The organism is Flagellimonas taeanensis (assembly GCF_003584105.1).
Classification (GTDB): domain Bacteria; phylum Bacteroidota; class Bacteroidia; order Flavobacteriales; family Flavobacteriaceae; genus Flagellimonas; species Flagellimonas taeanensis.
In genome coordinates this window covers 22,113-43,843 of sequence record NZ_QXFO01000009.1, presented here as the reverse complement: position 1 = coordinate 43,843, position 21,731 = coordinate 22,113, and the positions used below count along the sequence as shown (strand labels likewise).

The window sequence follows — 21,731 nt, the reverse complement described above, 5'->3', positions numbered from 1 at the left end:
TTGCTTGTTTTAAACGTTAAACCCGGAACACGAATCCCGCAACTATGTTTTGTTCACAATTGTGCTGCTTGCCTGGGCCGTGGGCATGACCACCAGGTCCGCAATGTTGACGTGATACGGCCTTGTGACCACAAAATGAATGATGTCGGCGATATCTTCCGGTTTCAGGGGCTGAAACCCTTTGTAAACATTGGAAGCCCTTTCCTTATCCCCTTTGAACCGAACATTGCTGAATTCCGTTTCCACCAGTCCCGGGTTTACCGCCCCAACGCGGATACCGTAGGCATTCAGATCCATGCGCATGCCCTGGTTGATGGCATCCACGGCATGTTTGCTGGCACAATACACATTTCCGTTGGGATAAACTTCCTTGCCTGCTGTAGACCCAATATTGATGATATGTCCGGACTTGCGTTCCACCATCTGGGGCAAAATGGCTTTAGATATATATAAGAGTCCCTTCACATTGATGTCCAGCATGGCATCCCAATCATCCGGGTTTCCCTTGTCAATGGGGTCCAGTCCATGGGCATTTCCGGCATTGTTCACCAAAATATCGATTTGGGAATATCCCATGGGCAAGCCTTCAATGGCGGCGAAAACCGCTTTTCTGTCCCTCACATCAAAATGGAGAAGGTGTACCCCAGTCCATTTTTCCAGGTCCTTTTTGATCTCATCCAATCGTTCTTTCCTACGGCCACAGAGAACAAGGTTGAACCCTTGCTTTGCAAAAAGTTCGGCCGTTGCCTTTCCTATTCCACTGGTGGCCCCAGTGATCAATGCTGTTGTTGCCATCTCTTTTACTCTTTAAGGAACATCGTGGCCTTGGCTGGCCACTAAAAGGGCAAACCAATCCTGAAGTTCCAGTTCAATCTGAGCGGCTTTTGCCGACAGTGTTATCCTCTCTTTGCTCGTGGTCCCTATCACCGGATAGATGTTGGCCGGGTGCCTTAAGATCCACGCCAGGAGCAATTGGCTTTCATCTGCCCCATATTTTTCCATCAATGGACCCATCACCTTTGCAATACGCTTCGTTCGCCCATCCTTTTCACGGAAGAAATCACCCAAAGGGCTCCACGCCATGGCCAACCTCTTGCCGGCAATACAATCGTCAAAAGTGCCATCGTACATGGGCTCATCATGCGTCAGTGAAAACTCCACTTGGTTTGCGGTAACCGGAATGGCCTTTTCCAACATGGCAGTTTGCGAGGGCGTGAAATTAGAGACCCCAACCTGTTTTACCTTTCCGCTATCGAGCAGATGTTGTAGCGCTTCGGCCATTTCAAAAGGTTCCATCAATGGGCTTGGACGGTGCATCAAGAGCAGGTCCAAGTAATCTGTCCGAAGCTTTTTCAGGCTTTGCTCGGCCGACCAGATGATGTAATCTTTATCGTATTGGTAATGGTTGATCTTGTTGTCCCTACCCCGTGTCAGCTGGATTCCACACTTGGAGACCAATTGGATGTCCTCCCTATTTATACCGCTGTCGGCAAAGGCATTGCCAAAATCCGCTTCGGTGGAATAGCTGCCATAAATGTCGGCGTGGTCAAAGGTGGTCAATCCATTTTCAATACAATGGTGCATCAATTCCACCATTTCTTTTTGTGAAAGTTGCTTGCCCCAACTTCCCCATGTCATGGTTCCAGATACGATTCTGGAAAATTTGTCTATCTTTCGCATATGGGATGAAAGTATAAAATTAAACCCTTAAATCCTTCATAAAACTAGGGGTTTGGCTTTTATTTTAACCATTAATTAACAGGTGGATTTTAAATAAATTTTCATTTTGCACACCCTAGCAAAATCACTGACAGTAATACCTAACAATAGAAGTTATAATGGAAGAAAACACTACTATCGATATTAGTGCTGTGAATGAGAAAATCGCCCAAGAGAGTGCTTTTATTGATCTTCTAAAGGTTGAGATGAACAAGGCCATTGTGGGCCAGAACCATATGGTGGAGCGTTTGCTCATCGGCCTATTGGGAAAGGGACACATCCTGCTCGAAGGGGTTCCCGGACTCGCAAAGACACTGGCCATCAACACTTTGGCAAAAGCCGTCAAAGGAAGTTTTAGCCGGATACAGTTTACTCCCGATCTTTTGCCCGCCGATGTGGTCGGAACCCTCATATACAACATCAAGGAAAACGATTTTTCCATCAAGAAAGGGCCCATTTTTGCCAATTTCGTATTGGCGGACGAGATCAACCGTGCGCCCGCCAAAGTACAGTCCGCCCTACTTGAGGCCATGCAGGAAAAGCAGGTTACCATTGGGGACGAGACCTTTAAACTGGCGCCTCCCTTTTTGGTCATGGCCACCCAGAACCCCGTGGAACAGGAAGGTACTTACCCGCTTCCCGAAGCGCAAGTGGACCGTTTCATGTTGAAAACAGTGATCGACTACCCAAAACTCAACGAAGAGCAACTCATCATCAGACAAAATCTCAGGGGTGATGTTGAGGAAGTAAAACCAGTTGTCTCCATTAACCAGATCTTGAGCGCACAAGATGCGGTCCGTGCGGTCTATATGGACGAAAAAATAGAGAAATACATCCTGGATCTCATCTTTGCCACCAGGTATCCCGAAAAATATAATTTGGGGGGCCTCAAGCCCCTGATCAGTTTTGGAGCATCCCCCAGGGGAAGTATCAATTTGGCCAATGCCTCCAAATGCTATGCCTTCATCAAACGAAGGGGCTACGTGGTGCCAGAGGATGTAAGGGCCGTGGTACACGATGTTCTCCGACACAGGATCGGGATCACTTACGAGGCCGAAGCGGAAAACATCACTTCCGAAGAGATCATCAACAAGATTGTCAACGAGGTAGAAGTGCCGTAACGGTTCAATGTTTCTCGGTCAAAGTAGCAATACTTTTTAGCCAACCCGAAAACCTATCTCCTGAACCAAATGGATACAAAAGAACTACTTAAAAAAGTACGTAAGATTGAAATAAAGACCCGGCGTCTTTCCGACCATATTTTTGGTGGGGAATACCATTCTACGTTCAAGGGTAGGGGTATGACCTTCAGTGAGGTACGGCAATACCAGTTCGGGGACGATGTAAGGAGCATCGACTGGAACGTGACCGCCCGGTACAACGAACCTTTTGTAAAGGTGTTCGAGGAGGAACGGGAACTCACCATGATGCTGATGGTTGACGTGAGTGGATCGGAGCTTTTTGGCACCGCCGATCAGTTCAAGAAAGAGGTCATCACGGAAATCTCGGCCACACTTGCCTTCTCGGCCATGCAGAACAACGACAAAGTGGGCGTCATCCTTTTTTCCGATGAAGTGGAACTCTACATCCCGCCCAAAAAAGGAAAGAGCCACGTGCTGCGTATCATCCGGGAACTGTTGGAATTCACTCCAAAGAGCAGCAAGACCAACATTGCAGAGGCATTGAAGTTCCTCACCAATGTGATGAAGAAAAAAGCCATCGTTTTTGTACTCTCGGATTTCATTGCCGATGATTACGACAACACGCTGCGAATCGTGGGCAACAAGCACGACGTTACGGGCATAAGGATATTCGACGAGAAGGAAGAATCCATCCCCAATTTGGGCATGGTGCAGATGCAGGATGCTGAGACCGGTGCCTTGCAACTGGTGAACACACAATCCAAAAAGGTACGCTACGCCTATGGCGAGTTCCACAAACAAAAGGTGGCCTATTTCATGGATTCGTTCACCAAATCAGGATGCGGGGTCATCAATTGCCGGGTTGACGAAAGCTACGTAAGAAAACTATTGGGATATTTTAAACGAAGGGGATAATGCAAGTTGAAAATTCAAAATTGAAAATTCAAAATGTCCCAACACCATTTGTGTTGATGGCGCTGCTGTTCCTTTTTCTTTTGCCCAACACCCTATTTTCCCAAACGGAACCCAAAATCTCCACGGAAGTGGATACCTTTTCCATCAAAATTGGGGAACAGATCCATTACACGATCACCGTTGAAACGGATTCCACAGATGTGGTCCATTTTCCCGAAGGGCAGACCTTCTCCCCCTTGGAAACCGTGGAGGCCATCATGGCCGACACCATCAAGAACAAAAACAGGGTCACCCTGCAACGGATCTATGCCCTGACCCAATTTGACAGCGGTGCCTACACCGTACCCCCACAGATTGTCACGGTCAACGAGAAGCAATTTTTCACGGATTCCTTCCGAATCAAAGTGGCAGATGTGGCCGTGGACACCACCAAACAAAAGATGTACGACATCAAGCCGCTCATGCAAGTGGAACGTAGCCGTGCCAAGCTCTTAAAAATAGTGCTTTGGGTCCTATTGGGCCTTGTTGTCGTGGGTGGACTGGTCTATTGGTTTTTCCTTAGGAAGAAACCTTTGACCGAGGAAGAGAAAGTAGCCTTGTTGCCACCCTATGACCGTGCCCTTTTGGAACTGAAAAACCTGGAAAATTCCAAATACCTCATCCAAGACCAATACAAGGAATACTACTCTGAGCTTACCGATATTGTGCGTTCGTACCTGGAAGACGAGGTGCATGTGACCGCTATGGAAAGTACCACGGGACAGTTGATCACCAAACTGGAACTGTTGAAGGATGCCGGTGAGCTCAAGCTGGATGACGATACCATCCAGCAGTTCAAAAAAATTCTGGAAACGGCCGATTTGGTGAAGTTCGCCAAATCAAAACCGGCAACTTCTGTCGCGGAACAGGATAGAAAACTGGTGGAGCAAATCGTGGTGAAGACCCATGAGGCCATGCCCGAACCTACCGAGGAGGAACTTTTGCGGGACGAAGAATACCTAGAGGAACTGGCCAAGAAAAAACAACGAAAGCGAATCTATTGGGCTGCCGCCATATTCGTCGGGATATTGTTTCTCGGAGGTGTTTTCTCCGTAGTCTATTTTGGTTTCAAGCAAGTAAGGGATACCGTTTTTGGCTATCCCACCAAAGAGCTTTTGGAAAACGAATGGGTGTCCAGTTCCTATGGCTTTCCCCCAATACAATTGGAAACCCCGGACGTCTTGGTCCGACAGGATGTGGAACTGCCCAAGGAGACCCAGGAACTCATCAAGGAGTTACAGGCCTTCTCGTATGGCAGTTATGTGGGTGTTTTTTCGGTAAGCGCCAGTTCGGTGACCTATAAAGAAGAGTCCGACCCCAATTTTGAGGCCGCAGTAGGTTCCATTTTGGCCGGTTTTGAAAAATTGGGGCTGAAGAACATCATCACCAAGCAGGAAGAGTTTGCAACCACTTCAGGCGTAAAGGGCATCAAGACCTTCGGAACCGGAACTTTTGAAAATCCAGCCAGCGGTGATTCCAAAAGGGCCAAGTACAATATCCTTTCCTTTGGCGGAAAAGGCTTCATGCAACAGGTGGTCATCACTTGGGAAGAGGGGGACGAATATGCAGAACAGATCGTGGACCGTATATTGAACAGTTTGGACGTAAAAACACAGGCATAAATGTTTGAGAATATAGAATTTGCAAATCCTGAATTTTTTTGGCTGCTCCTGTTGCTGCCATTGGCTTTGCTATGGTATTTTTTCAAACGGAAAAAGGAAACCGCTTCCCTTCGCATTTCAAGCATCAAGGGGTTCACTGTAAGCAGTTGGGCCTCAAAGGCAAGGCCCGTGCTTTTTACGTTGCGCATCTTGACCTTGGCGGCCATCATCACCGCACTGGCACGACCGCAGACCGAGGACATTTCCACGAGGACCAAGACCACAAAGGGTATCGACATTGTCATGGCCATTGACGTATCATCAAGTATGCTGGCCCGCGACCTGAAACCCAACCGTCTTATAGCCCTCAAAGAAGTGGCGGCCAACTTTATCGAACAGCGCCCCAACGACCGCATCGGCATCGTGGGTTATGCCGGGGAAAGCTATACCAAGACCCCGATCACCAGCGATAAGACCATCGTGCTGAACGCGCTCAACGAAATCACCTATGGTGAACTGGAAGATGGTACTGCCATCGGGATGGGGCTTGCCACCGCGGTAAACCGCCTCAAGGAAAGCAAGGCCATTAGCAAGGTCATCATTTTATTGACGGACGGGGTGAACAATTCTGGGTTCATCGAGCCCAAAACAGCTGCCGACCTTGCCGTGGAATTTGACATAAAGACCTACACCATCGGACTGGGCACAAACGGAAACGCACTCACACCCATTACATACAACCGAGATGGTTCCTTCAGATATGGCATGAGGCAAGTGGAAATAGATGAAAACCTTCTAAAGGAAATTGCGGAAGTCACTGGCGGAAAATACTTCAGGGCCACGAACAACGAATCTTTGGAAGAAATCTATGATGAAATCAATAAATTGGAAAAAACGGAAATAGAGGAATTCAAATATTACAAGTATGGTGAGAAGTTCAGGCCTTTGATATTTTTGGCAGGGGCTTTGCTGTTGTTGGAATGGGTATTGCGCAATTCCATATTTAAAAGTTTTATTTAGGAAATGATTCAGTTTGACCAGAAAATATATTTCTATCTGTTGGCCATTGTTCCCGTAATGGTCCTGGCTTTCCTTATGCTCCAAATCTGGAAGAAGAAGACACAGCGCCGGTTTGCAGACTCCAAACTGTTGAAACGTTTGGCCCCGGATAGGTCCAGTTTTAAATCTACCCTAAAGCTCATCTTTCTTTTGCTCGGACTTTCGTTCCTTGTGCTTGGACTGGTCAATCCCAAAATCGGAACCAAACTGGAGACCGTAAAACGGGAAGGGGTGGACATTGTATTTGCCCTGGACGTTTCCAAAAGTATGTTGGCCGAGGACATTGCCCCCAACCGATTGGAAAAGGGCAAGCGCATTGTATCGGAAATCATCAACCAATTGGCCAGTGACCGTATCGGCATCATCGCCTATGCAGGACAGGCCTATCCGCAACTTCCCATCACCACGGACTATGGTGCGGCAAAAATGTTCCTGCAGAGCATGAACACCGATATGCTGTCTTCCCAAGGAACAGCTATAGATGCCGCCATTGACTTGGCCAGCACCTATTACGATGATTCCCAACAGACCAACAGGATCCTTTTTATTGTTTCTGACGGGGAAGACCATTCCGAAAGTTCCACGGCCGTCTCAGTGGAGAAGGCCACGCAGAACGGCATACGCATCTTCACCATTGGTGTGGGCAAGGCCAAAGGAGCGCCCATTCCCATCAAAAGGAACGGAATTGTGGAAAGTCTCAAAAAAGACAATGAGGGCGAAGTGGTCATCACGAAATTGAACGAACCCATACTCACCGAGATTGCGGATAGGGGCAATGGAGAGTACATTGATGGTTCCAATACCGAAAAAGCTGTGGAATACATCAAGGAACAGTTGGATCGGATGGACAAGACCGAGTTTGAGGCCAAGCAATTTGCTGAATACAAGGACCAGTTCCAATGGTTCCTTGCTGCTGGCTTTTTATTTTTATTTTTGGACATTTTCGTTTTGGACAGAAAAACACAATGGCTGAAAAAACTGAATCTTTTTAATGAGCATGACGATGAATAAGGTAAGATTGATGTTTGCCCTGCTGCTTTGTTTTGGTTTTGCACAGGCACAGGACGAGACAACGGAAAAAGAGAACAAGGAAGCTGAAAAAGCACTCCGGTCATCCACCAACATGACCTGGGAGGCCAACAACGAACTTACCGCCAACGATTTTGTCAACTCGGAGGCCAAGTACAGGAAGGCCATATCCAAAAGCAAACAGAACGTAGCGGCACCCTTTAATCTGGGCAACGCCTACTATAACCGTGAAAGCTATGGGGAGGCCTTTGGCCGGTTCAAACAGGCAGGCGAAGCAGCCACTGAGAAACCTGAAAAACACAAGGCCTACCATAATATGGGCAATGTGTTCATGAAGAACAAGGAATATGAAAAGGCCGTTGAGGCCTACAAACAGTCCCTTCGTAGCAATCCGGATGACGACGAGACCCGATATAACCTTGCCCTAGCGAAAAAAATGCTGGAGAAGCAACAGGACGAGCAAAAGAACGACCAGAACAAGGACAACGAGGACAAACAGGAACAGAAAGATCAGGAACAGGACCAGAACAAGGACCAGAACAACCAAGGGGGCGACAACGAGAAGAAGGACGAAGGAGAACAGGACGAGAACAAGGACAAGGGCGACCAAGGGGATAAAGGAGAGGACAAGCCCGAGGAAAACCAAGAAGGGGACGGGGACAAGAAAAAGGAGCAGGAGAAAAAGCCCAACGAGGGTGACCAGCCCAATGACCAAAAGCAACAGCCCCGACCCAACCAACTCTCTGAGCAACAGATCCAGAACCTATTGGAGGCCATGGAAAACGAAGAGAAAAAAGTACAGGAAAAGATGGAGGCCAGAAAGGTCCGAGGTAAAAAAATCAGGAACGAAAAGGATTGGTGATGAAGGCGTTGAGGGGCAACATTGTGTTTTTGTGGATCGCAGTCCTTTTTTGGGGTCCCATTGTCCATGCCCAAGAAGAGGAAGGGGTCACTTTCGACATGAGCCTCAGCAAGGAAAAACTGGGCATCAACGAGAGACTCAGGGTAGATTTTACCATGAACAAGGACGGGGACAATTTTACCCCCCCTCCCTTTGAAGGTTTCAATGTGGTCATGGGACCCTCGCAATCCATCAGTTCTTCTTGGATAAATGGAAAGCGGAGCTTTTCCAAAACCTATACCTATATATTGGTGCCCACGGGCAGGGGCAACTTCACCATTGGACAGGCAACCATAGAGATCAGTGGGCAAACCTACAAAACCTTGCCCAAGGAAGTTGAAGTAACCGCAGCTGTGGACAAACCCAATGACCAAAAGACCGTGGACGATGTTGCAGACGAAAGCCTTCACCTCGTTGCGGAAGTTTCCAAGGGCAACCCATACCTGAACGAGGCCGTAACCGTCGTCTATAAACTATATGTAAGCCCAAATATCAGTGTCACCAACTACCGACCGTTGGACAACCCCACATACAACAATTTCTGGAGCCAAGACATTCCAGTTACCAAGCACACGGCCCAAAACGGCACCTATGAGGGCAAGCCCTATAGGTTCGTTGTCCTGAAAAGGGTGGTACTGTATCCCCAAAAATCCGGGGAATTGGAAATAGAGCCCCTTTCCTTGGAAATTTTTGTGGACGTGCCCACCAACAAACGTGATTTCTTTGGGGGCAGGATATATACCCAGACCAGCAAAACGGTTTCGGCAGGGAAAAGGACCTTAAATGTGAAGCCTCTTCCCGAAGCGGGAAAACCGGCTGATTTTGGCGGAGCCGTAGGTGATTTTGACTTTTCGGTGACCACCAGTAAAAAAGAATTGAATGCTTCCGAATCGCTCCAAGCAACCGTAGAGGTTTCTGGAAAGGGCAACCTTAAGTTGTTCCAACTTCCCGAGCCCGAACTTCCCAGTTCTTTGGAAGTCTATGACCCCGAATATGAAGAGAACATCCAGACCTATAGTTCTGGAATGGAAGGCAAAGTGTCCAACAATTACACCATAGTTCCCTCATTTAGAGGAAAGTACCCAATCCCGAGCATCTCTTTCAGTTATTTCAACCCCGGCACGGAAAAATATGTGACGCTCCATTCGGAAGAAATCAACATTGAGGTATTGGAAGGCCCTACAGCCTCCTCGGACAATGCCGTTTCAGGTCCTTCGGTCAACAAACAAGCCGTCGTGGCCACGGGCAAACAGTTTCATTTTATAAAATTGGACCCTAATCTAGCTCCGAAGGAAACAAGCTGTTTTTTGGGCTCACGTGCCTTCTATCTGCTGCTTTTCATTCCTCTTTTGCTCATTCCCATTGCCATCTTTTTCTTCAAGAAAAGAGAGGCCATCGCCAGTGATGTGGTGGGCAATAAGATAAAGCAGGCCAATAGGTTGGCAAAAAAATACCTGTCCACGGCCAAAAAGGAACTGGGCAATAAAGAAGCTTTCTATGTGGCTTTGGAAAAAGGACTGCACAACTATTTGAAGGCAAAACTGAAAATAGAGACCTCGGAGTTCAGCAAGGAAAAAATAACCGATATCCTTACGAACAAAGGAGTTGCCGTAGAGGATATCAATGCCTTCATAGAGCTTTTGAAAAACTGCGAGATGGCCCGTTACAGTCCGTTTTCCAATGTACAGATGCAGAACGATTATGATAAGGCCAGTGAGGTGATTTCTAAATTGGACAAACAGCTATGACCGTGAAAAAGATTGTTTTTTTGATATGCCTGTTATCCTTGTCCCTTGGATTCTCCCAAAACGAGGCCCTCTTCTCCGAAGCAACGGAACTTTACAATAAGGGGGAATATGCAAAGGCCATAGAAAACTATGAGCAAATTTTGGAGACTGGCCAACATTCTGCTGCAGTCTACTTCAATCTGGGCAATTGCTATTATAAGACCAACTCCATTGGTCCCAGTATTTACTATTATGAGAAGGCACTACTCTTGTCCCCCAATGATAGCGAAATAAAGAACAATTTGGGGTATGCCCAGAACATGAGGTTGGATGCCATAGAAGAAGTCCCAAAGACAGAGATTGCCCAGGCCTATGACAAAACCATCAACCTTTTCACCTGCAATCAATGGGCCTACCTCGCGGTCGTGTTGGTCATGCTTTTTGTGGTGGCCTATTTGGCTTATTATTTCCTTCGCTCGGCAAACCAAAAACGCATTGCCTTGATCACAGGAATTTTCTCATTGACACTTGGACTACTGAGTATTTTGCTTTCCTATCTCCAACATGAACAGTACAGAAAGGATAATCCCGCCATTGTTTTCGGTAAAGAAGTCAGGGTTTCTTCCGAACCCAATGGGAGCAGCGATGTTATCTTCACATTGCACGAAGGCACCAAGGTAAATGTACTGGAGGAGTTGGATGGTTGGGAGAAAATAAGGATTGCCGATGGGCAAACTGGCTGGCTTTTGGGTGAGAACATCAAACACATCAAGGATTTTTAGACATTCTTTAACACAAAATCCCTCTGTTCGCCTTATTTTTGGGGAAAATCAAGTATAGTGCTTAAACTACTGGCCTTTCCCATTGTCTCCGTGATGCTCGTCTCCATTTTGATGGCATCACCATTTGTTCCCCTACTGGGGCGGGAATACAGTACGGCACTTATCCTTGGGGCCTCGGAAGAGGAAAACAACAGTAACGAAACAGCGAACGGCAAAAACTTTGAGAGCAAATTTTTTGTGTTCCGGAATTTCTTCCCTGTTGACCCATCCTTCTATCAAGAACAAAATCTTACCTCTTTAGGGTATGTCTTCCAGCTCATGGAGCATACGATTGAGATTCTTGACCCTCCTCCCAGAAAATTGGTTTGAAACGTCACAGATAACATTCAAATCAATTTCTAACTGTCTTTAACCAAATATGGGTTGAAGGCAAAACTATTTTTATATATGTTCAAGTATCTCAAAAATGACCTGCCAGCCAGTGTTGTGGTCTTCTTTGTAGCATTGCCCCTTTGTTTGGGCATTGCATTGGCCAGTGGCGCCCCTCTTTTTTCTGGGCTGATTGCCGGAATTGTCGGGGGCGTTGTTGTAGGCGCGTTGAGTGGCTCCCAATTAGGGGTCAGTGGTCCTGCAGCCGGACTTGCCGCCATTGTGCTCACTGCCATAGGCAGCTTGGGAGGTTTCGAAAACTTTTTGGTGGCTGTGGTACTCGGCGGTATCATACAGATCCTGTTCGCTGTCCTCAAAGGAGGTATCATTGCCTACTATTTTCCTTCGTCGGTAATCAAAGGCATGCTGACCGGAATAGGAATCATCATCATCTTGAAACAGATTCCCCACTTTTTTGGCTATGACGCCGATCCTGAGGGTGATCAAGCCTTTTTTCAGGTCGATGGGGAAAATACCTTCAGTGAAATCCTTGTCGCACTCAACAATATAAGTCCTGGGGCTACATTGATTGCTGTAGCGGCACTTGCCATCCTTATCCTATGGGACAAGGTACTGACCAAAAAATCAAAAATATTCCAGTTGATCCAAGGCCCGTTGGTGGCTGTTGTACTGGGCATTCTTTATTTTGTATTTACTCAGGGCGATGCGACTTGGGGCATTTCTGGGGAGCACCTTGTACAGGTCCCGGTCTTGGATAGCTTTGCCAATTTTGGAAGCCTGTTCCAGTTTCCCAATTTTTCAGTCATTGGTAACACGGAGATTTGGATCACGGCCTTTACCATTGCATTGGTGGCCAGTCTGGAGACCTTATTGTGCGTTGAGGCCACCGACAAATTGGATCCTTATAAAAGGACCACGCCCGCCAATAGGGAATTGTTTGCGCAAGGTGTCGGTAATTCCATATCCGGCCTACTTGGTGGACTGCCCGTGACCCAAGTGATCGTGCGAAGTTCAGCAAACATCCAATCGGGGGGACGCACCAAACTGTCGGCCATTATCCACGGCCTTCTTTTGTTCATCTCGGTCATGTTGATCCCGAAACTGCTCAACATGATTCCCTTGTCCGTTCTTGCCGCTGTGCTGTTTATCGTCGGTTTCAAACTGGCCAAGCCCAGCTTGTTCAAGACCATGTACCAATTGGGGTGGAAGCAATTCGTCCCCTTCATTGTCACAGTAGTAGGACTTGTTCTCACCGACCTTCTTATAGGCATTGCACTTGGTCTGGCAGTGGGTATTGTGGTCATTCTCATCAAGAGTTATCAAAATTCACACTTCCTCCATATTGAGGATAAGGGCAATGGGCAGAACATGATCAAAATGACCCTAGCGGAAGAGGTGACCTTCATCAACAAAGGGGCTATCCTAAAAGAGTTGGACCGACTTCCTGAAAATTCCTATCTGGAACTGGATGTCCGCAAGACCAGATATCTTGATAACGACATCATTGAGATCTTGGAAGATTTTTCGGGCAAGGCCAAGAGCAAGAACATCAACATAAAGTTGATTTCTGAAAGAGGTGTGGTCGAGAACCCCGAGAGTTACATCAAATTTTTTAATCTAAGACCGAAACAAACGGCATAACAATATCGTATGAAAGCACACACAAAAGAAACACAGGCCACCATGACGCCGGAAAAGGCGCTCCAATTTTTGAAAGAGGGCAACGAGCGTTTCCAAAATAACCTAAAGGCCAATAGAAACCTGTTGCAGCAGGTCAACGAAACCAAAGATGGCCAGTTCCCCTTTGCCACTATCCTTAGCTGTATCGATTCAAGGGTATCCGCAGAGTTGGTCTTCGATCAAGGACTTGGAGATATCTTCAGTATCAGGATAGCGGGCAACTTTGTGAACGAGGATATCTTGGGAAGCATGGAGTTTGCCTGTAAGCTTGCCGGGACCAAACTGATCGTGGTTTTGGGCCATACCAGTTGTGGCGCGGTAAAGGGGGCATGTGACCATGCCCGTTTGGGCAACCTCACCACATTGATCAACAAGATAGAGCCTGCCGTCGAAGCCGTTAAAGAGCCGAAGGACGAATCGTTGAGGAATTCCAAAAACTTGGACTTTGTGGACGCCGTTGCGGTAAAGAACGTGGAGATTGCACTGGAAAATATCAAAGCACAAAGCCCTATCCTGAAAGAGATGGAAGAAGAAGGAGAAATAGCCATTGTCGGGGCCATGTACGATCTCTCTGACGGTAAGGTGGTCTTTTTGTAAAATACCGTTCCATATATACAAAGGGTCGATGGGTTATAATATCCATCGACCTTTTTTTGTTCCAGAATTGTTACCTTCACCCGTACAACCGAAAGCCATGTTCAGAAACCTTAAAGGAGACCTTTTTGGAGGAATCACTGCCGGGATCGTCGCCCTACCTTTGGCGCTTGCGTTCGGCGTGAGTTCGGGATTGGGGCCAAGTGCAGGATTGTACGGTGCCATCTTCATTGGTTTTTTTGCTGCCCTGTTTGGTGGCACGAACACCCAAATTTCAGGTCCTACAGCCCCCATGACCGCAGTGAGCATGGTCATGGTCTCAAGCATCTTGGCCATCAACAATGGAGATCTAGGCAAGGCACTCCCAGTCATTTTGACCGTTTTCTTACTTGCAGGACTCATGCAGATTGGCCTTGGGCTCATCGGTTTGGGGAAATACATAAAATACATTCCTTATCCTGTCGTCTCTGGGTTCATGACCGCAATCGGTATCATTATCCTAATTACCCAGACCCTTCCGGCTGTTGGGTATTATCCAAAGGAAGACATTTCATTCGTGAACAGTTTTAGGCCAAAAGCTGAAGAAAGGATATTGAACAGGATTTTGGAACAAGAAACCGAACAGGGCATTTCGGTTCTTGAGGATTTTGAAGAGACCATCAAAAGGGCCAAAAACATTACTGCTGCCGACATGGACAAAGAAGCCAAGGCCTTCGCCGGAAAAGAATCGTCCGGCGTCATCGGTACTTTTAAGGTATTGCCTAGGGCCATCGAAAACATTGATGGACTGGAACTCGCTTTGGCTTTGGGCACCATCCTCATTGTATATGGGTTTAGGCGCATCACAACTGCCGTACCCAGCACCTTGGTGGCCTTGGTCGCCGTATCTGGAATTGCCTATGGACTTGGCTTGGACTACCGTCCTATTGAGCAGATTCCCAGTGGACTCCCGACCCCCCATCTGGAAATTTTCACCGATTTCAGTCTTGGCTCGATTGCTCCGTATATATTCACAGCGCTTACGCTTGCCCTGCTCGGGGCCATTGATTCCCTGCTCACATCTGTGGTTGCGGACAATATGACCCAAACCAAGCACAACCCCAATAAAGAACTCATGGGACAGGGAATCGGGAACAGCATAGCCTCCCTCTTCGGTGGAATCCCAGGTGCCGGTGCCACCATTAGAACGGTGGTGAACATCAATTCTGGGGGCAAAACTCGGCTTTCAGGTATGATCGCAGGATTGCTCTTGCTCATCATTCTGCTTGCCCTGGGTCCCGTAGCCTCACAAATTCCTGCAGCGGTATTGGCGGGCCTACTCGTCACCGTCGGGATCGGCGTTATGGATTATAAAGGGTTAAAGGCCATTCCCAATATGCCCAAGGACATCAAGTTCGGTCCTTTCCGATTAAGCTCCGAAGTAATAGTCATGCTGGTGGTCATGGTACTTTCTTCGGTATGGAACCTTGTATATGCTGTAGGAATCGGTCTGATCATTGCCTCATTGATGTTCATGAAAAAAATTGGTGATATTACTTCCAAAAGGTCAAATGTCACCTCTTTGAAAGAGGAAGATTGGCCAGATGAAAAGGATATTCCCGAAAAGTTGAAAGATGGGGTCTTTATAAAACACATCAACGGTCCTCTTTTCTTTGGGTCCACCAGTGAATTCCAGCTATTGGGCGACCAGATTCCAAAAAATGCATCCATTGTGATCATCCGAATGGGGCGAATGCCCTATTTGGACCAATCGGGGCTTTATGCCATGGAGGAAGTCATCCATGATCTGAAACAAAAAAACATCACAGTTCTGCTCTCCAAGGTTTTGGAGCAACCAAAATACATGTTGGGCAAAATAGATATCGTTCCAGGCCTCGTTCCAAACGAGCACGTTTTTGAAAATTTCAAGTCGTGCCTAAATTGGTTAAAGGACCACAAGGTGCATCCTGACCATTAACTGTTTTTATCGGGCCGTTTTTTGAACAAGTACAGTACATTTCTTTATTCTCCCCATAATTCTTGTACAATTTGCTAAATTTGTCCGCGAATAGTGCTGAACATGATCGAGACCATAAAGGAACACTTGGCCGAAGTAGAAAAATTCTCTTCAACCTCAACAGAAGAAATTGAAACTTTCCGAATCAAATATTTGGGAAAAAAAGGACTTTTGAACACTTTCTTTGCCGAGTTCAAGAATGTGCCCAATGGGGAAAAGAAAGAATTTGGGCAGGTCATCAACCAATTGAAGAGTGCAGCGACCGAAAAGGTGAACGCACTCAAGGAGGCCTTGGAAAATCAAGCTGACACCAAAGGGAAGTTCGGTGACCTCACCCGGCCTGGAGAACCCATAGAAATTGGGGCAAGACATCCTATATCCATCGTAAAAAACCAGATCATCGATATCTTTTCAAGGATTGGCTTCAATGTTTCCGAAGGGCCCGAGATAGAGGACGACTGGCATAATTTTACGGCATTGAACCTACCGGAATACCACCCTGCACGTGACATGCAGGATACCTTTTTCATCCAGACCGATCCAGATATCCTACTGCGTACCCATACTTCTTCCGTGCAAGTGAGGTATATGGAAAGCCATAAACCGCCCATCCGTACCATTTCCCCTGGGAGGGTATATCGAAACGAGGCCATTTCAGCACGCTCCCACTGCTTTTTCCACCAAGTGGAAGGACTGTACGTGGACAAGAATGTATCCTTTGCCGATCTGAAGCAGACCCTACAGTACTTTACTTCGGAAATGTTCGGAAAATCCAAGATCAGGTTGCGTCCATCCTACTTCCCTTTCACCGAGCCCAGTGCCGAAGTGGATGTGTATTGGGGGTTGGAAACCGAAACGGACTATCGCATGACCAAGGGCACCGGTTGGTTGGAAATCATGGGTTGCGGTATGGTGGACCCCAATGTCCTTAAAAATTGTGGCATAGACCCAGAAGTCTATTCCGGTTTTGCCTTCGGAATGGGTATTGACCGAATAGCACTCCTTCTCCACCAAATTTCTGATATCAGACTGCTGAGCGAGAACGACGTCCGCTTTTTGGAACAGTTCAAAAGCGCCCTTTAGTCACGAAATACCTGCTTAAATCGACTGCCAGCAAATCGCGGGGCCAAGGACCGGAGGTCGGGAATTGGGAATCAGTTTTTAGTATGCAGCTGCAGTTTGCAGTTGTCCAAGCCCACATTAAATCCAATGAAAATCAACAAAGTAATCGAGCAACTGCACCCCTAAACATCTTTTTTCTATTTTCTATTGTCCAGTTTCTAGCATATGGCATTTGGCAACAAGCATTGAACTTTTAACACAACTTTAAGTTCGTTTGGTTTTGTTTGTTCCGAACCAATATTAATTTTGCGCCTTCAAAATATATTGGATACTATGGCAAAAACGAAGGATGAGTTGATAGAAACCTTGGGGCTCCACCTGGAAGGCGAACATAATCTCCCCCCATTGGCGGCCCGTATCTATGCCATTTTGGTCATGACCAATGAAGACGGCTTAACCTTTGAGGATTGTCTGGAAAAACGTGGAGCAAGCAAAAGTTCAACCTCCACCTCCCTGAACCTGTTGCTCAACATGGGCATCGTCACCTATTTTACCAAGCCGGGCGACAGAAGAAGATACTTTACCCTTGCCAAGAAAAAGACATTCTTCCTCACCAAGCTACAAGAAAACCTGAAACGCCTTGAAAAAGAAAAAAACATCATCATCTCGGTGATGGACTATCATGAAACAAACAGTCCGAAAAAATTTGAGGAGGGCAAGGCCAAAACGAATATTTACCTTGACTACATCCATAAAAACGAGACCCTTTTAAAAGAATCCATCAAAAAACTAGAAATCATATTGGATTAAAAAATTCAATGTCCAACTATCAAAACCTAAACACCTTAAGTTCGTACATGAAAACAATCAAGATACCCTTTGTATTGGCAGGAATAGTCCTTTTAATGTCCTGTGGCGGCAAAACCCAGCAGCAATCCGCTCCACCACCGCCATCTCTAAAAACCACTGCCCTGAAAAAGCAGGACATCACCATATACAATACCTTCTCCACCTCGATGGAGGGTGTACAAAACGTGCAGATCTGGCCCAAGGTTTCAGGATTTGTCCAAAACATTTATGTAGAAGAAGGACAAAAAGTGAAAAAAGGACAGTTGCTTTTCAAGTTGGAGACCCAGACCCTATCCCAAGACGCCAATGCAGCCAAAGCTTCGGTGAACGTGGCCCAAGTGGAAGTGGACAAATTGGTGCCCTTGGTAGAGAAAGGCATCATCAGCAATGTACAGCTGGAAACCGCCAAAGCCCAATTGGAACAGGCCAAGAGCAACTACAACAGCATCACCGCAAACATTGGCTACTCCAACATCGCGAGCCCTGTGAACGGCTATATCGGTGTGATTCCCTACAAAGTAGGGGCCCTCGTGAGCAGCACTATGGCGCAGCCCCTGACCGTAGTCTCGGACATCAGCGGCATCAGGGCCTATTTTTCCATGAACGAAAAAGAACTGCTCCAGATGAAAACGCAAATGGCAGCAAAGACCAATGAAAGTACTGCACCAGAGGTGGAATTGGTCATGATCAATGGTGATACATATCCTTATAAAGGGAAAATAGCCATGATCAATAACATCATCAACCCAACCACCGGAAGTGTTTCCCTTAGGGCCGATTTTGAGAATCCCGATCTTTTGTTGAGTTCTGGGAGTACCGGAACAATCAGGGTTCCTTCCACCTACAAAGATGTGTGGGTAATCCCCCAATTCGCCACGGTCGACCTTCAAGGGACCAAAATGGTCTATGTGCTCAATGGCGAGACCGTGAACACAAAGCCTATCAATATTGTTGCACAGACCGATACGGAGTTTATTGTATCCGAAGGCCTTGAGGAGGGAACAACCATCGTGACCGAAGGTGTATCCAAATTAAGGGATGGACAGACCATCAACCCTATCAAATAATTGTACCGTCAACCCTATTAGAACAAACAATCCATGTTCCAAAAATTTATAGACCGTCCCGTACTGTCCACAGTAATATCCGTCATCATTTTGATCTTGGGTATTCTGGGACTCAGTGTGCTCCCCGTAGAACAATATCCTGAAATTGCACCGCCCACCGTTCAGGTCACCGCCAACTATACGGGTGCAAGTGCAGAAACCGTTTTAAAAAGTGTGGTCATCCCACTCGAAGAGCAGATCAACGGTGTGGAAGGCATGACCTACATGACCTCTTCCGCCAGTAATGATGGTGCTGCCAACATCAGCGTATATTTTGAATTGGGCGTTGATCCAGACATCGCGGCTGTTAACGTACAGAACAGAGTGTCGCGGGCGAACAGCCTATTGCCCCAAGAAGTGATCCAAACGGGTGTGAATACGCAGAAGGCACAGAACAGTGCCCTGCTCTTCTTCTCCATTTTCTCCAAAAATGAAAACTACGACGGAACCTTTGTGGAGAACTATGCGAAAATCAATCTGGTGCCCAAACTCCAAAGGATCAAGGGGGTTGGTAACGTAAACGTGTTCGGGGCCAAGGACTATTCCATGCGGATTTGGATCTCCCCCGATAAAATGGCTGCCTACAATCTAGTTCCTGCCGATATACAAGCGGCACTCCGGGAACAGAACCGCGAGGCCGCTACTGGTAAGATCGGAGAAAATGCAGATGGGATCTTCGAATATGTGATGAAGTACAAGGGCCGTCTTTCCGAGGTCGAGGAATACCAAAACATCATTCTAAAGACCACTGAGGATGGGGGCTTTCTCCGTTTAAAAGATGTAGCCGAGGTTGAACTCGGGGCATTCAGCTATGTCAGGAAAAACTCGGGGATGGGCAACCCTGGTGTTGCTGTTGGGGTATATCAGACCTCAGGTTCCAATGCCAAAGAGATCATCGACCAGATAGAGCTCATTTTGGAAGAGAGCAAAGCTGAATTTCCAAAAGGGTTGGATTATGTGATTCCATTCAACTCCAAGGATTTCTTGGACGCTTCCATAGACCACGTGGTCCAGACGTTGATCGAGGCCTTTATCTTGGTGTTCATCGTGGTGTTCCTGTTCCTTCAGGATTTCAGGTCAACCTTGATCCCGGCCATTGCCGTGCCCGTCGCCATTGTGGGAACCTTTTTCTTCCTCCAGTTGTTTGGGTACTCCATCAACATGCTTACCCTTTTTGCCATGATCCTGGCCATTGGGATTGTGGTTGATGATGCGATCGTAGTGGTGGAAGCGGTCCACGCCAAACTTGAGGAAGGTGCCACCTCGGCAAAATCTGCATCCAAAAAAGCTATGAGCGAAATTTCTGGGGCCATCATCTCCATCACCTTGGTGATGTCTGCCGTGTTTATCCCAGTATCCTTTATCCAAGGGTCATCCGGAGTATTTTACCAGCAATTCGGTATCACACTGGCCGTGGCCATTCTTATCTCCGCCATCAATGCTTTGACACTCAGCCCGGCTTTGGCCGCACTGTTCCTGAAGCCGCATGATCCCGAAAAAGGCCATAAGTCCAATTTTATGACGCGCTTTTTCAAGGCTTTCAATGTTGGTTTCACTGCCATCACCAATAAATACACCAATGCCGTTGGCCGCATGGTCAAGAGGAAATGGATCACTGTTGTCCTCTTGTTGGCCTTTACCGGACTTGCCATATTTCTGTTCAAATCCACTCCATCAGGTTTTGTTCCCGATGAGGATAGGGGCATCATTTTTGCCAATGTGAGCATGCCTCCCGGAACCACCATAGAGAAGACAGAAGAGACCATCATGAAGCTCGATTCCATTTATGCATCCATGGACATCATTGATGCCCGGATGAGTGTGGCAGGATTTAGCTTACTGAGCCGTGTAAGTGCAGGTTCCTATGCATTCTCCATTATGAAGTTGAAGGATTGGAGCGAAAGAAAGGCAGATTCCCTATCCGTTGAGGCCACTTTGCAGAAACTATATGGTATGTCGGCACAGTTCAAGGATGCCCAAATCATCTATTTTACTCCACCCAGCATACAAGGTTTTGGTACCAGTTCTGGTTTTGAGGTACAATTGCAGAGCAAGGGAGGTGATGATTGGCTTTCCATCAACGATGTGAAGAACCAATTTTTGGGAGCTCTTAACGCAAGACCTGAAATCCAGTATGCCATTTCCCAGTTCGATCCAGGATTCCCCCAATATGATCTGGATATTGATATCGAAAAGGCAAAAATGTCAGGGTTCTCCGCTACAGATATCTTCAATGCGCTACAAGGCTACTATGGAGGAATCTATGCTACGGACTTTAACAAGTTTGGGAAACAATATCGTGTCATGATCCAGGCCAAACCCGAAGATCGCGCCAATGAAAATTCTTTGAACCATGTTTTTGTGAGGAACGCCAATGGCGAATCCGTAGCAGTAAGCCAGTTTGTGGAGCTGAAGAAAATCTATGGACCGGAAGTGGTGGAACGCTTCAATCTGTTGAGCTCCGTGAAGATCACTGGGGTGCCCAACGCAGGCTACAGTACCGGTGACGCCATCAATGCCATCGAGGAGGTGGCCGCACAAGTGTTGCCCAACTCGTATACCTATGACTACTCAGGGCTTACCCGAGAAGAGACCAATGCTGGGTCGCAGACCATCCTCATCTTTATTTTGAGTTTGGTGTTCGTATACTTTTTGCTCAGTGCCCAATACGAAAGTTATATCCTGCCCTTCTCCATTTTGCTGTCGCTCCCCGTGGGAATTGCAGGCGCCATTCTCTTTATCAACTTGGCCGGGCTCCAGAACAACATTTATTTCCAGATTGCACTCATCATGCTCATAGGGTTATTGGCCAAGAATGCCATTTTGATCGTGGAGTTCGCCCTTCAACGTAGAAGGGCCGGACTATCCCTGTTCGATGCCGCTGCCGATGGTGCACGTGCGAGGTTACGACCTATTTTGATGACCTCTTTCGCTTTCATCTTTGGTCTGCTGCCCTTGGCACTTTCATCAGGCATTGGGGCTATCGGAAATCAATCCATAGGATTGAGCGCCGTGGGCGGAATGCTCATTGGGACCATTTTGGGTGTCTTTGTCGTACCGGTACTCTTTGTCGTGTTCCAAGCGTTGCAGGAACGGATTTCGGGCAAACCCTCAGAAATAAATGCATAACCACAACTTAG

Annotated in this window: 18 protein-coding genes; 16 read left to right on the top strand and 2 right to left on the bottom strand. The window is 47.0% G+C overall.

Translation table 11 applies throughout. The features are described 5' to 3' along the window. Positions 1-42: 42 nt before the first annotated feature. Entirely contained in the window at positions 43-795 is a 753-nt protein-coding gene (locus tag D2V93_RS03460; protein ID WP_072876233.1) for an SDR family NAD(P)-dependent oxidoreductase, read from the bottom strand. Positions 796-807: 12 nt separating this feature from the next. Beyond that, positions 808-1,680 (bottom strand): aldo/keto reductase, encoded by an 873-nt coding sequence (locus tag D2V93_RS03455; RefSeq protein WP_119618409.1) that lies wholly within the window; start codon positions 1,678-1,680, stop codon positions 808-810. Positions 1,681-1,838: 158 nt separating this feature from the next. Between D2V93_RS03455 and D2V93_RS03450 the strand changes: the two genes are divergently transcribed. From D2V93_RS03450 to D2V93_RS03375, 16 genes are all read left to right on the top strand, one after another. Beyond that, positions 1,839-2,840 (top strand): AAA family ATPase, encoded by a 1,002-nt coding sequence (locus tag D2V93_RS03450; RefSeq protein WP_119618408.1) that lies wholly within the window; start codon positions 1,839-1,841, stop codon positions 2,838-2,840. A 69-nt stretch (positions 2,841-2,909) separates the two neighbouring features. Next, positions 2,910-3,776, top strand: a complete 867-nt coding sequence (locus D2V93_RS03445) for a DUF58 domain-containing protein (protein ID WP_072876239.1) — start codon at positions 2,910-2,912, stop codon at positions 3,774-3,776. A gap of 56 nt (positions 3,777-3,832) precedes the next feature. Next, positions 3,833-5,437 carry a BatD family protein gene (locus tag D2V93_RS03440; protein ID WP_245978080.1) on the top strand — a complete coding sequence of 535 codons (1,605 nt, stop codon included), beginning with the start codon at positions 3,833-3,835 and terminating at the stop codon, positions 5,435-5,437. Further along, positions 5,438-6,436, top strand: coding sequence for a vWA domain-containing protein (locus tag D2V93_RS03435; protein WP_119618406.1), 999 nt, complete (start codon positions 5,438-5,440; stop codon positions 6,434-6,436). Between the two features lie 3 nt (positions 6,437-6,439). Continuing rightward, positions 6,440-7,486 carry a VWA domain-containing protein gene (locus D2V93_RS03430; protein WP_119618405.1) on the top strand — a complete coding sequence of 349 codons (1,047 nt, stop codon included), beginning with the start codon at positions 6,440-6,442 and terminating at the stop codon, positions 7,484-7,486. Next, entirely contained in the window at positions 7,479-8,366 is an 888-nt protein-coding gene (locus tag D2V93_RS03425) for a tetratricopeptide repeat protein (RefSeq protein WP_119618404.1), read from the top strand. The genes D2V93_RS03430 and D2V93_RS03425 overlap by 8 nt, the downstream gene beginning before the upstream one ends. Continuing rightward, on the top strand, positions 8,366-10,153 hold the full coding sequence (locus tag D2V93_RS03420; RefSeq protein WP_119618403.1) for a BatD family protein: 1,788 nt from the start codon (positions 8,366-8,368) through the stop codon (positions 10,151-10,153). The genes D2V93_RS03425 and D2V93_RS03420 overlap by 1 nt, the downstream gene beginning before the upstream one ends. After that, positions 10,150-10,914, top strand: a complete 765-nt coding sequence (locus tag D2V93_RS03415; protein ID WP_072876251.1) for a tetratricopeptide repeat protein — start codon at positions 10,150-10,152, stop codon at positions 10,912-10,914. The genes D2V93_RS03420 and D2V93_RS03415 overlap by 4 nt, the downstream gene beginning before the upstream one ends. A gap of 57 nt (positions 10,915-10,971) precedes the next feature. Then, a complete protein-coding gene (locus D2V93_RS03410) occupies positions 10,972-11,283 on the top strand; it encodes a hypothetical protein (RefSeq protein WP_072876253.1) in 312 nt (103 codons plus the stop codon). Between the two features lie 78 nt (positions 11,284-11,361). Next, positions 11,362-12,945: a SulP family inorganic anion transporter gene (locus D2V93_RS03405; RefSeq protein WP_119618402.1), complete on the top strand. Its 1,584-nt coding sequence runs from the start codon at positions 11,362-11,364 to the stop codon at positions 12,943-12,945. A gap of 9 nt (positions 12,946-12,954) precedes the next feature. Beyond that, on the top strand, positions 12,955-13,581 hold the full coding sequence (locus D2V93_RS03400) for a carbonic anhydrase family protein (RefSeq protein WP_119618401.1): 627 nt from the start codon (positions 12,955-12,957) through the stop codon (positions 13,579-13,581). A 97-nt stretch (positions 13,582-13,678) separates the two neighbouring features. Beyond that, a complete protein-coding gene (locus D2V93_RS03395; protein ID WP_119618529.1) occupies positions 13,679-15,535 on the top strand; it encodes a SulP family inorganic anion transporter in 1,857 nt (618 codons plus the stop codon). A gap of 102 nt (positions 15,536-15,637) precedes the next feature. Next, positions 15,638-16,657: a phenylalanine--tRNA ligase subunit alpha gene (gene pheS / locus D2V93_RS03390; RefSeq protein WP_072876259.1), complete on the top strand. Its 1,020-nt coding sequence runs from the start codon at positions 15,638-15,640 to the stop codon at positions 16,655-16,657. Between the two features lie 312 nt (positions 16,658-16,969). Beyond that, the gene (locus tag D2V93_RS03385; protein WP_072876261.1) at positions 16,970-17,446 is read left to right on the top strand and encodes a GbsR/MarR family transcriptional regulator; all 477 of its coding nucleotides are present in this window, start codon (positions 16,970-16,972) and stop codon (positions 17,444-17,446) included. 47 nt (positions 17,447-17,493) lie between these two features. After that, positions 17,494-18,552 (top strand): efflux RND transporter periplasmic adaptor subunit, encoded by a 1,059-nt coding sequence (locus tag D2V93_RS03380; RefSeq protein WP_245978079.1) that lies wholly within the window; start codon positions 17,494-17,496, stop codon positions 18,550-18,552. A 33-nt stretch (positions 18,553-18,585) separates the two neighbouring features. Further along, on the top strand, positions 18,586-21,720 hold the full coding sequence (locus tag D2V93_RS03375; protein WP_119618399.1) for an efflux RND transporter permease subunit: 3,135 nt from the start codon (positions 18,586-18,588) through the stop codon (positions 21,718-21,720). Positions 21,721-21,731: the final 11 nt, after the last annotated feature.

Bases quoted from the DNA above. Each gene is read 5' to 3' on its own strand.
- D2V93_RS03460 (WP_072876233.1), bottom strand. From the start codon at position 795: ATGGCAACAACAGCATTGATCACTGGGGCCACCAGTGGAATAGGAAAG.
- D2V93_RS03455 (WP_119618409.1), bottom strand. From the start codon at position 1,680: ATGCGAAAGATAGACAAATTTTCCAGAATCGTATCTGGAACCATGACA.
- D2V93_RS03450 (WP_119618408.1), top strand. From the start codon at position 1,839: ATGGAAGAAAACACTACTATCGATATTAGTGCTGTGAATGAGAAAATC.
- D2V93_RS03445 (WP_072876239.1), top strand. From the start codon at position 2,910: ATGGATACAAAAGAACTACTTAAAAAAGTACGTAAGATTGAAATAAAG.
- D2V93_RS03440 (WP_245978080.1), top strand. From the start codon at position 3,833: ATGGCGCTGCTGTTCCTTTTTCTTTTGCCCAACACCCTATTTTCCCAA.
- D2V93_RS03435 (WP_119618406.1), top strand. From the start codon at position 5,438: ATGTTTGAGAATATAGAATTTGCAAATCCTGAATTTTTTTGGCTGCTC.
- D2V93_RS03430 (WP_119618405.1), top strand. From the start codon at position 6,440: ATGATTCAGTTTGACCAGAAAATATATTTCTATCTGTTGGCCATTGTT.
- D2V93_RS03425 (WP_119618404.1), top strand. From the start codon at position 7,479: ATGAATAAGGTAAGATTGATGTTTGCCCTGCTGCTTTGTTTTGGTTTT.
- D2V93_RS03420 (WP_119618403.1), top strand. From the start codon at position 8,366: ATGAAGGCGTTGAGGGGCAACATTGTGTTTTTGTGGATCGCAGTCCTT.
- D2V93_RS03415 (WP_072876251.1), top strand. From the start codon at position 10,150: ATGACCGTGAAAAAGATTGTTTTTTTGATATGCCTGTTATCCTTGTCC.
- D2V93_RS03405 (WP_119618402.1), top strand. From the start codon at position 11,362: ATGTTCAAGTATCTCAAAAATGACCTGCCAGCCAGTGTTGTGGTCTTC.
- D2V93_RS03400 (WP_119618401.1), top strand. From the start codon at position 12,955: ATGAAAGCACACACAAAAGAAACACAGGCCACCATGACGCCGGAAAAG.
- D2V93_RS03395 (WP_119618529.1), top strand. From the start codon at position 13,679: ATGTTCAGAAACCTTAAAGGAGACCTTTTTGGAGGAATCACTGCCGGG.
- pheS (WP_072876259.1), top strand. From the start codon at position 15,638: ATGATCGAGACCATAAAGGAACACTTGGCCGAAGTAGAAAAATTCTCT.
- D2V93_RS03385 (WP_072876261.1), top strand. From the start codon at position 16,970: ATGGCAAAAACGAAGGATGAGTTGATAGAAACCTTGGGGCTCCACCTG.
- D2V93_RS03380 (WP_245978079.1), top strand. From the start codon at position 17,494: ATGAAAACAATCAAGATACCCTTTGTATTGGCAGGAATAGTCCTTTTA.
- D2V93_RS03375 (WP_119618399.1), top strand. From the start codon at position 18,586: ATGTTCCAAAAATTTATAGACCGTCCCGTACTGTCCACAGTAATATCC.